7 protein-coding genes are annotated in these 10,170 nt (G+C 72.8%); 2 read left to right on the top strand and 5 right to left on the bottom strand.

Annotation, left to right across the window (positions count from 1 at the left end; genetic code table 11):
* Positions 1-108: 108 nt before the first annotated feature.
* From ACWEF6_RS42175 to ACWEF6_RS42165, 3 genes are all read right to left on the bottom strand, one after another.
* A complete protein-coding gene (locus ACWEF6_RS42175) occupies positions 109-579 on the bottom strand; it encodes a helix-turn-helix domain-containing protein (protein ID WP_449688082.1) in 471 nt (156 codons plus the stop codon).
* Positions 580-758: 179 nt separating this feature from the next.
* The gene (locus tag ACWEF6_RS42170; protein WP_449688081.1) at positions 759-2,456 is read right to left on the bottom strand and encodes an LCP family protein; all 1,698 of its coding nucleotides are present in this window, start codon (positions 2,454-2,456) and stop codon (positions 759-761) included.
* A gap of 145 nt (positions 2,457-2,601) precedes the next feature.
* Positions 2,602-4,755, bottom strand: coding sequence for a phospholipase A2 (locus tag ACWEF6_RS42165; protein WP_449688080.1), 2,154 nt, complete (start codon positions 4,753-4,755; stop codon positions 2,602-2,604).
* Between the two features lie 164 nt (positions 4,756-4,919).
* Between ACWEF6_RS42165 and ACWEF6_RS42160 the strand changes: the two genes are divergently transcribed.
* A complete protein-coding gene (locus ACWEF6_RS42160) occupies positions 4,920-5,975 on the top strand; it encodes a hypothetical protein (protein ID WP_449688079.1) in 1,056 nt (351 codons plus the stop codon).
* On the opposite strand, the gene ACWEF6_RS42155 is transcribed toward ACWEF6_RS42160, so the two are convergent.
* Together ACWEF6_RS42155 and ACWEF6_RS42150 are read right to left on the bottom strand one after the other, a co-directional pair.
* On the bottom strand, positions 5,953-7,368 hold the full coding sequence (locus tag ACWEF6_RS42155) for a diguanylate cyclase (protein WP_449688078.1): 1,416 nt from the start codon (positions 7,366-7,368) through the stop codon (positions 5,953-5,955). The genes ACWEF6_RS42160 and ACWEF6_RS42155 overlap by 23 nt on opposite strands.
* 285 nt (positions 7,369-7,653) lie before the next feature.
* Positions 7,654-8,901: an MFS transporter gene (locus ACWEF6_RS42150; RefSeq protein WP_449688077.1), complete on the bottom strand. Its 1,248-nt coding sequence runs from the start codon at positions 8,899-8,901 to the stop codon at positions 7,654-7,656.
* Between the two features lie 303 nt (positions 8,902-9,204).
* Between ACWEF6_RS42150 and ACWEF6_RS42145 the strand changes: the two genes are divergently transcribed.
* Positions 9,205-10,104, top strand: a complete 900-nt coding sequence (locus tag ACWEF6_RS42145; protein ID WP_449688076.1) for an SDR family NAD(P)-dependent oxidoreductase — start codon at positions 9,205-9,207, stop codon at positions 10,102-10,104.
* Positions 10,105-10,170: the final 66 nt, after the last annotated feature.

Here is a 10,170-nt window from a genome sequence, read left to right as displayed (position 1 = left end):
TTCTCCTCTGTTTTGGGGTGTCTTATTTTTGGGGGTGGGTTGGTTTTTTGTTTTTGGGGGCCCCCAACCCCCCCCCCACACCCCCCCCCCCCCCGCCGCGGGAGGGGATCAGCGGGAGGTGTAGCGGCGCAGGCGGGCGACCAGGTCGACGGTCGGCAGGCCGCACAGCTCGGCCATGCGCTCGAGCGCGGGCAGGTCGAGGGCGACCTCGCCGCCGCCCTGGTCGCCGGCCTGCCGCAGCCGGTCCTCGGCCCAGCGCCGCAGCGGCAGCAGGTCGGCCGGGGCGTCGGCGACGACCTTGCGCAGGTCGACGCGGACCCGGCCGGGCTCGTCGAGGAACACCCGGCGGTGCACCTTGGCCAGCAGGTCCTGGGGGAGTTCGTCCATCGCGACGCACAGCTCGACCAGGCGCACGACGGAGCACTGTCTGGTGCCCAGTTCGTAGGTGGCCAGCGTCTGCAGCGAGATCTCGCTCTGCAGGTGCTGGTTCAGCTCCTTGCGCGTCCACCCCCGGCTGCGCCGGAGCTTGCGGAGCTCGTCTCCGAGGATCCGCTGGTACTCCTCAGCGTCGATCAGCACATCAATGTCCCCTGCCGTGCGCTCCCACGGCACCGCACGGGCGTGATAATTCCCGTGCAGGTGCACCCTCACGTGTATGTAAGTGCGCCGAGGCCCGCCCCTTACGCGATTTCGGGCATGTCTTTGATACCGATTGCGCGAGTTAGGCCGAATGGGTTAACGCCGGCTCGCTGAGCGGGTCAGTTGACGCAGGGAACGCCCTCGGCGGTGATCGGCTTCTCGTCGTCGGTGGGGGCGGAGGGAGGCGCCGCGGCCTGCGACGTTGCGCCCGCGGCACCGGAGCCGGCGCCCGAGCTCGTGTCGGAGGTCGAGCCCTGGTAGTCGGCGCCGAGGAAGACCGTCACGTGGCCGGCCGGCACGCTCTTGTCCTCCTGGACCGTCGGCGAGCCGCCCAGCGCGTCCGCGACGGCCTGGCCCTTGTCCTTGCCGCCCTTCGGCACCCAGATCACGGTGGTCTTGCGGGCGGTCGCGTTGGCCGTCTCGCCGGGAGTGAAGCCCTTGCCTTCGAGCGTCTTGGCGACGTTCGCGGCGAGGCCGGTGCGGCCGGAGGCGTTGCGGACGTCGACCGTGGTCGCCTTGTTGGCCGGATCGGCCTGCTGGGCGGGCGGCGCCTGGCCCGCGGGCGGCCCGGCCAGGCCCTGCACGAACTGCTTCACCTCGGCGGGGTCGACCTGGATGGCCGAGCCGTCTTCGGGGGTCTTGTAGTCGATGTTCTTCACCGGGATCGTGCGGAACTCGAGCTGGCCGCCGGTCAGGCCCTTCATCTGCTGGGCGAACCCGAAGATGTCCCAGTTCTGGTTGAGCACGACCGACTTCTTGATGGCGTCGATCAGGTCCGACAGCTTCGCCGGGTTGGTCAGCGTCCCGGCCGAGAGCACCTTGCGGGCCATGCCGGCCATGAACACCTGCTGGCGGACGACGCGGTCGAGGTCGCCGTTCGGCAGGCCGTGGCGCTGCCGGACGAACTCGAGGGCCTCGACGCCGGAGATCGTGTGCTGGCCCTTGGTGAAGTTCGCGCCGGAGTACTGGTCCTTGACGGTGTTGTTCAGGCAGACGTCGACGCCGCCGATGGCCTTGGTGATCTCGCTGAAGCCGAGGAGGTTCACCGCGGCGTAGTTGTCGATGGTCGACCCGGTGAGCTTCTCGACGGTCTCGATCAGCTCCTTCGCCCCGGCCTGGTTGGCCTTGACGTCGAGCTCCTTCGGGTCGGTGACGCCCTGCTTCTGCAGGTCCTTGCGGGCCGACAGCATCGCCCGCGCGTACGCCGAGTTGATCTTGTGCTTGCCGTAGCCGCCGGGGATGTCGACGTAGGTGTCGCGCGGCAGCGAGATGGCGACGGCCTTGCTGCCGTCGTTCGGGATGTGCACGAAGATCAGCGAGTCGGTGTTGAGCTCGCCGTCGGCGTCGCCGGCGCGCAGCTCGTCGAGCACCTCGCGCGGCAGCGGGTTGCCCTGGGCGTCGGTGCGGCTGTCCAGGCCGACCAGCAGGATGTCGCGGGCGCCGTCGGCGGGCTTGTCGCCACCGCCGCCGTCGCTGAGCACGTTCGTGTAGTTCAGCCCGTTCACCAGGCCCTGCATGGCCGCCCAGGCGTACCCGGTCAGGCCCATCACCAGCAGTGAGACGACGGCCAGCGCGATCTTCGCGCCGCGGAAGGAGTTGCGGCGGGCGCGCGGGGCCGGGCGGGGCTCGGGCCGCCGGGACGGCGGCGCGGCCGCCCGGCGGGAGGCCGCGGGTTCGCGGCGGGAGTCGGCCGGCTCGCGGCGGGGTGCGGGGCGGCGCTGGGGAGTGCTGCGCCGTGCGTCGGCCCGGCCTGGCTCGTCCTGCCGGGGCCGGGCGGGGCGGCGGCCGCCTTGCCCGTTCCGAGGCGGGTGATCCACGCGGGCGACTCCTCACTCCATCGATCGGGTGGTGCTAGGGGATGGGACGCATGGTGCCTGCCCCGGGTTGCCGTAGCGTTACACATCCCCCCGCGAATGTGTCATGCACCACCCAGTTTCCCGCATGTCCAGTGGTTTCGCCTGGTCAGGACGTCGCATTCGCCGGTGGTCGAGCCGGGAGCAGGGTTCCCGCGGCGGCCAGCAGCGCAAACCCGGCCGTGACGGCGTGGAGCGTGACGCCGAGGAAGCCCGGGGTGCTGCCGTCGGCGGCGAACAGCAGCGACGGCGCGCAGGCGAGCGCCGTGACCAGCCACGTGCCGGTGGCCGCGCCGGCGCCGATCCGGATCGTGTGCAGCAGGAACACCCCGAGCAGCAGGTGCACCAGGCTCTGGATCGGGTCGAGCCGCAGGCCGAGCAGGTCGGCGTCGGCGGCGACCCCGCCGAAGCGGGTCAGCGCGAAGCCGAACACGCCCAGCGTCGCGTACCCGATCCCGAGCCCGGCCGCGGCCCGGGTGAGCACCGCCGTCCGGCGGCCCGGGTGGTCGGCCGCGCGCGGCTGCCGGACGCCGTGGCCGTGCCGTTCGAACCACCAGAAGACCAGCGTCGCGGGCACGGCCAGCAGCCCGACCGCGACCAGCGTGCGCGGACGGATCAGCCAGCTGAGCCCGTCGGCGATCCGGCCGGGCAGGTAGACGACGGCGACCAGCAGCAGCATCGCGGCGAGGAACGCCAGGTAGAGGCTCATCGGCGCACGCAGGACGAACCGGCAGGCGCGGGCGACGCCCGGCCGGTGGCCGAGCCGGCCGAGCGGGCGGGCCAGCAGCCCGAGCACGCCCAGCTGGACCAGGCCGAGGAGGAGCACGCCCCACGGCGGGGCGGAGAACGCGCCGGGCGCGCCCGGGCTGCCGAGCAGGACGGGTGGCCCGCCCTGCAGGACGCTCATCCCGGCGAGGCCCGCGACCCCGGTGGCGGCGGCCGCGGCGAGCAGCCGCCGGGACGGGCGGACGCCGTCGGCGTGGGCGAAGGCGAGCTGCTGGGCGAGCAGGGCGATGGCGAACGTCGCCGCGTAGCGCGGCAGCGGCGAACCGGACCAGCTCGCGGCCGGCTCACCGGCGCCGACCAGGGCGAGCAGGCCCACGGCCGCGCCCACCGGCGCCCGGCGGTGCAGGGCGAGCAGCGGCGGCGCGCAGACGATCGTCAGCAGGTAGACGCCGAGCAGCCAGAGCGGGTGCAGCGCGATCCGCATGACCGTCGCCGTGGTGCCCGCCGGGCTGCCGAGCAGTTCGAGCGCGAGCGGTGTCAGCAGCGCGACGACGGCGAAGATCAACGCCGGCCGCAGCAGCGGGCTCGCGCGTTCGGCCAGGTAGTGCCGGTAGCCGCCGCCCGCCTGCTGCTCGGCGCGCCAGCCGGCCGCGTTGGCGTGGCCGCCGGCGAAGTAGATCAGCGGGGCGAGCTGGGCGAGCCAGGTCAGCGGCCACAGCGCCGGTTCGGGAGCGCCGGCCCAGTGCGCGAGCGCCGTCACCGATTCGCCGAGCAGCAGCAGGACGACCCCGCCGGCGCCGAGCAGCGCCCACCGGCTGACCTCCGCGGGATCGGCGAGCGGAACGGGCGCCCGCGGCTCGCGCCGGGCCCGCAGCCAGCCGCGCAGCCGGAAGACCAGCAGGCAGCCGATCACCAGCACGCCGGCGACCATCGGGCCGATCGGGTCGCCGACCGGCGGGCCCCAGCGCTGGTGCCACGAGTTGACGACCAGCCCGGCCGAGTAGAGGGAGGCGACGGCCCGGCAGGTGAGCGCCGAGTTCATCGGGTTGAGGTCGCAGGCGTGGTGCATGTCGTAGGACAGGCGGTCGTCCAGGGCCTCCCGGACCTCCGGGCCGAGCGGGTGGCCCTTGCGGTCGGCGTAGCGGAGCAGGTCGTAGCCGAGATCGTGGGCCTTGCACGGCACGGCGTAGTCCCACTTCGTGTTGTCGTCGCCCCACGGCGTCGAGCAGCCGCCGTCGACGTGCACCGCCCGGACGGTGCCGTCGCGGGCCGGCATCGCGCCCGGGGTGACGCCGCTGAGCGCGGTGAAGTCCTTCGGCAGCCGGGCGAGTGTGTCGGGGTGCGGGCCGGGGTGGACCAGCGCCTCGATGGCGTTCTGCGCGGCCAGCACGTCACCGGTCGGCGGCCCCTGGTCCGGCGGCGACGGCGGGCGCGAGGCGATCAGCCCGAAGGCGAAGACGACCAGCAGGACCAGCAGCAGCCAGCCCGACGTCGACCAGGGTCGGCGGGTGCGTGGCGGATCGGTCGGGGCCGGCATGGGTTCAAGGGTGCCAGCCGCGCTCGGCGGCCGACATGGGGATAACCGCAGGATCGGCCGGCGGTTTTCCGCAAGCTGCCCGGACGGCTGCCCGTTCCGCCCTTCCTCGGCGGGAAGGTCCTGGTGAGACTGGGGACAGGGGGCGCGGCGACCAGGAGGCAGCAGTGCGCTCGACCGAGCTCGCCGTGCCCGCGGAGAACACCGTGCGCGCACTGCGCCGCCTCGCCCCCGGCGCCCGGTTGCGCACGCCGGGCACGCCGGAGCTGCGGGTGATCGCCGAGGCGCTGCGCTCGTACGCGCCGGCGGAGCTGGGCCGGGTCCACCCCGGGCCGGTGGGACGGGTGGTGCTCGCCGCCCAGCTGCGGGCGCTGGATCAGGCGATGACGGGGTTCTTCGGCGCGGGTGTCGCGGAGTCCGCCCGCTTGGTCCGGGCCGCGCGGTTCGGCCGGGTCCGCCCGGGGCGCCGGCTGCGCGAGCGCCTGGCCACCGAGCCGGGCCTGCGGACGGCGGCGCTCGCGTGGGCGGAGGTGTTCGGCCACCGGATGCTGGCGGGGGAGCTGCGCGGGATCCGCGAGATGCCGGAGGAAGAGGACGGCCGTCTGGCGGCGGAGCTGGCGGTGGCGGAGCTGCTGCCGCGCGCCGAGCTGCGGACGAGCGGGCGCGAGGTGCTGCTGCCCGGGCCGGCCGAGGAGGGAGCTGGGCCGCACGGGGTGCCCGGTGCGCCGCCGATGCCGGAGGCCGGCGCGGGCGGTGAATTCGCCGACCCGCCGCTCGGCCCGGGCGGCTCGCCGGTGGCCGGTGGCGGTGGCCTGCGGAGCGCGGCAGCGGGCGCGGGCGGTGCGCCGTCCGCCGGCAGTGCCTTTCTCCGCGTCCGGTCGGTGCGCGTCACCGAGCAGGGCTTCCAGGTCGACGTCCACGCCGATCCGCCGGCCGAACTTCTGCGCGATGGCGATGGCCTCACCCTGCGGGCCCTCTGGTGGAACGGCCTCGGCCGGGTCGCCGATGACCTCGGGCACGAGTACCTCCTGCTGGCCAAGGACCACGCCGGCAGCGGGATCGTCCGGCACTGGTGCCACCCTCGGCTCGCGCCCGGGGCCACCGTCCTGCGGCTCGAGTCCGCCGGCTACCGGGGGGAGCGGCTCCGGCTGGAACCCGCCGCCGCCGGGAGTTGTGCCGAGGTGCTCGTCAAGCTCGAACTCACCGTGCGGCTGGGGGTGTGACCGTGTCCGGGGCGAAGCAGACCTGGTCGCGGCCGTTCTCCTTCGCCAGGTAGACCGCCGCGTCGGCCGATTGGAGGAGGCGCTCCAGGGTGTCGCCGTGGCGGGGGTGGCGGGCGACGCCGATCGACGTCGTGCGGTCGGCGATGGTCGCCGGGTCGCCGCGCTTGTCCGTCGTCACCATGTGCAGCTTGGCGATCGCGATCCGGATGCGCTCGGCGGCGTCCCAGGTCGCCTCTTCGTCGATGTCCGGCAGCAGAATGAGGAATTCCTCGCCGCCGAAACGGCCGACCAAGTCGCTCGGTCTGGTCACTTCGTCGAGCGTTTGCGCAACGGTGCGCAGCACGTCGTCGCCCGCCGGATGTCCATAGGTGTCGTTAATCCACTTGAAGTGGTCCAGATCGACCATCAGCAGCGCCAGTTGATCACCCGATCGAGCGGTCCGTTCGAGAGCGCGTTCCGCCGCCTCCGACCAGCCACGCATGTTGAGAATGCCCGTTTTCGGGTCGGTCCGGACGTCGTTCTGGAGCTGGTCGAGTTCCGCGAGGCGATTGAAGACCACGGTGACCACGGCCATCACCGCCACCATCGGCGGGACGGCCGCGAGCAGGATCGCGGTCACCGCGCCGAGGCCGATGGTGATCGCCTCGAGCATGTTGTCGGCCGGGCTGCCCAGCACGTTACGAACCGTGCGCCCGGCGGGGGATCCGAGCAGCAGGACCCCGCCCACGTACGCGATCTGGATCGCTTCGTAGATGGCCCCGGTGACGACGATGGTGCCGAACTCGCGGAGGAAGTCGCCCCAGCCCGGACGGCCGAGCGAGTGCGGCCCGAGCGCCGTGTAGGTGAGGTGCGCCAGCGCGCCGGCGAGGCCGTGCGTGATGGACGAGAAAATGAAGTTGTGCGCCGGCCGCCGGGCGATGAACCAGTGCTGCAACCGGATGACGGCGATGACGAAAAGGGTGAGCGGTACCGGCAGTATCATCGCGGCGGAAAACGTCCACACGGCGGTGAGGTCGATCAGCACCGTTTTGGTCCGGTCGCGCCGCCGCTCCTCTTGGCGCTGCGTCAGTTGAATGTGGACGGTGGCGCCGGCGGCCAGAATCGCGAAATTGATCCAGTCGTTTCCGGACGGAATCGGCGAGCGCGCGAACGAGACGGCGAGAATCGCGACCGCGACGGCTTCGGCCGTCAGCATGAACGCGACCTGCACCGGGCGGCGGCGCCAGAGCGCCCAGTTGCCCGGCCAGTACGCGTGCCGGACCCGGACACCACTGGTCGTGGTCGCGGGCGTACCTGTGGTCACGCCCGGTTCCGCGGCGCTTTCCGCCCGCTCCGCGGCCGAGCCGCCCGGTTCACCCGGCGCGCCCGGGCCGCCGTCCGGTCCTGGATGCAATTGGTCACCTCCTTTCCAGCCTAGTCCCGGCCTTGAGTAATCTCATCGGTACCTGGCAGAGTGTTCACGCATTCCGTGGCCGGGTACCATCCCACAGCAACGGATCGGCCAAGGCCCCGGAGTAACTGCCGGGAACGCGGCGCAAAAGGTTCTGCGAGACTCTCCCCGCATGGAGGTGGCCCCCATGAGCAACCGCGACTTCTGAACCACCCTCGAATTGTCACCCGTGACGTCCGCGAATGCCATTCATGATCTTGGCCGTACCCCGGAGGTGGCACCTGGCGATCACGATGGCCAGTGCCGCGGTTCCGCCCCGCCCACCCGGCGCCAGGCGAACGCCACCGGCACGGCCAGCAGCAGACCCACCGCGCCCGCCAGCGCGATGGTCGTGTGCGCGGATCCCAGCGCCTGCGCGACCAGCCCGCCCAGGCCGACACCCACGCCCTGCGCGACCCGCAGCCCGGTCCGGTACAGGCCGCCCGCACTGCCCCGGATGTCGTTCGGCACCCAGGTGATGAACGTGGCCGACACCGTGATGACGTACGCGCCCGTCGCGCCGGCCAGCGCGAGCAGGATGAGCGCGAAGGCCAGGTTCGGCCGCAGCGCGAACGCCGCCAGCGCGGCCAGCGGCAGCGCGGCCAGCACGCCCAGCAGCTTGCGGCGGTGTTCGGTCGTGACGAACCGCGACAGCAGGAACGTGCCGGCGACGAAGCCCAGCGGGTCGGCGGCCAGCAGCCAGCCCACCGCCTGATCGCCCGCGCCCAGCTGTGCGGCGAGCGGCGCCGCGAGCCCCTCCGGGATCACCGCCAGGCCGACGAGCCAGGACAGGTAGAGCAGCACCCGCAGCCGTTCGTCGCCGAAAACCTGCCGGACGGCGCCGAACCACGGGGCGCCGCCGTTGCCCGCCGCGGGCCGGCGCAGCACCAGCAGCCGCACGGCGACCGCGGCCACCAGGAACGTCAGCGCGTCGACGGCCAGCGCCCACGACGTCCCGATCGTCGTCACCAGCAGCCCGCCGGCGGCCAGTCCGGCCAGCATCGCGGTGTTGTTCGTGATCCCCCGCAGGTCCTGGCTCTGCAGGTAGACGTCGTCGTCGGCGAAGACCTCGCGGCCGAGCGCGTTCTGCGCCGCGTTGCCCGGCGCGTTCGCCAGCCGCGCGAGGACGAACAGCGCGAACACCCAGCCCAGCGGCATCCCGGGCAGCGCCATCAGCCCGATCAGCACGGCCTGCGCGAACGAGCCGGCGACCAGCACCGCGCGCCGGGGGAACCGGTCGGCGAGCTGGGACAGCCCGAGCCCGCCGGCGAGCGCGGGCAGGAACGTCAGGGAGTAGACGACGGCCGACAGCAGCGGCGACCCGGTCCGGTCGAAGGTGAGGATGGCCAGCGCGACGATGGTCAGCTGGTCGCCCAGCATCGACTGCGTCTCGGCGAACCACAGCGCGCGGAACTCCCGGTTGGCCAGGACGGCCCGGAACCGGGGTGTCGCGCGTGTCGTCACCTCGTAACCACCGTCCCCCGATCGAGTGAACATGGACCGTCCGCATTGTGCCTCTCCGGTGATGACTCCATCCGGGGGAGTCACCGGTTGACCACCGGAAAGCACCCACAGTATGCCGCCGGTTACGCCCCGCCGTCCCCCGAACGCCGGTCAGTCACCCCCTCGTGACCGGCCCGCGGGTACGTCCGGACTGATCGAACCGGACTCGCTCGGCGCAGGGCGGCGGCCGCTCGTCGTCGCGCCGATGCCGCGTTGGACCGAATGGGCCAAGACTGGACATGAGCCGGCCGGGGTGGACGGACCGCGCGCCGCCGGCGCTGCAGATCGGGGAGAGCAATGGACGGGTTGATGCAGGGCAAGGCGGTCGTGGTCACCGGTGCGGGCCGGGGCCTGGGCGAGGCGTTCGCGGTGCACGTCGCGCGCGAAGGCGGGGCGGTGGTGGTCAACGACATCGACGCCGAGCTGGCCGAGCGGACGGCCGAGAACATCCGCGCGCACGGCGGCCGCGCCGTCGCGAGCGGGCACAGCGTGGCCGAGGCGGGTGAGGCGCAGGAGATCGTCGATCTCTGCGTCAAGGAGTTCGGCGGGATCGACGGGCTGGTCAACAACGCGGGGCTGAACTACGAGGCCCTGCCGTGGGAGGACGACGCCGAGGCGGCCCGCGAGCTCGTGCAGGTCAACGTCCTCGGCGTGGTGAACACCGGGCTGGCCGCGATCAAGGCGATGGTCGACGCGGGCGCCGGCGGCTCGATCGTCAACATCTCCTCGGGCGCTTCGCTCGGGCAGCGCAAGCTCGGCGTGTACGCGGCGAGCAAGGGCGCGGTCGCGTCCCTGACCTACTCGTGGGCGCTCGACCTGGAGGACGTCGGGATCCGCGTCAACGCCGTCTGCCCGCTCGCGCACACGCGGATGGTGTGGAAGTCGGAACGCTCCCTGCGCGCCTGCCCGCCGGACCGCACGCCGTCGCGGATCGCGCCGGTCGTGCTGTTCCTGCTCGGGGAGGGCTCGCACGGCATCACCGGCCAGATGATCCGGTGCAACGGCCCGCAGCTGCACATCATGGGCCAGCCGTTCCTCAAGCAGCCGATCCTCGAACGCCCGGTGTGGGACACCGAGACCGTGCAGAAGGCGTTCGACGAGGTCTTCTCCGCCCACCTGGAGAACTACGGCCTGGAGAAGCGCGTCCCGCCGCGGCTGCGCAAGTGGACGGACTCGACCTCGCCCCGCACCGCCTGACCCAAGCGCCCCAATGTGGCGTTCGGTGCGTCCAACGCACCCAATGTGGCGTTCGGTGCGTTGGAC

This window comes from Amycolatopsis sp. NPDC004772, from assembly GCF_053601215.1.
Note: the sequence above shows the minus strand (reverse complement) of the source record. Positions and strands in the feature narration are given on the sequence as shown.

Bases quoted from the DNA above. Each gene is read 5' to 3' on its own strand.
- ACWEF6_RS42165 (WP_449688080.1), bottom strand. From the start codon at position 4,755: ATGCCGGCCCCGACCGATCCGCCACGCACCCGCCGACCCTGGTCGACG.
- ACWEF6_RS42150 (WP_449688077.1), bottom strand. From the start codon at position 8,901: ATGTTCACTCGATCGGGGGACGGTGGTTACGAGGTGACGACACGCGCG.
- ACWEF6_RS42145 (WP_449688076.1), top strand. From the start codon at position 9,205: ATGGACGGGTTGATGCAGGGCAAGGCGGTCGTGGTCACCGGTGCGGGC.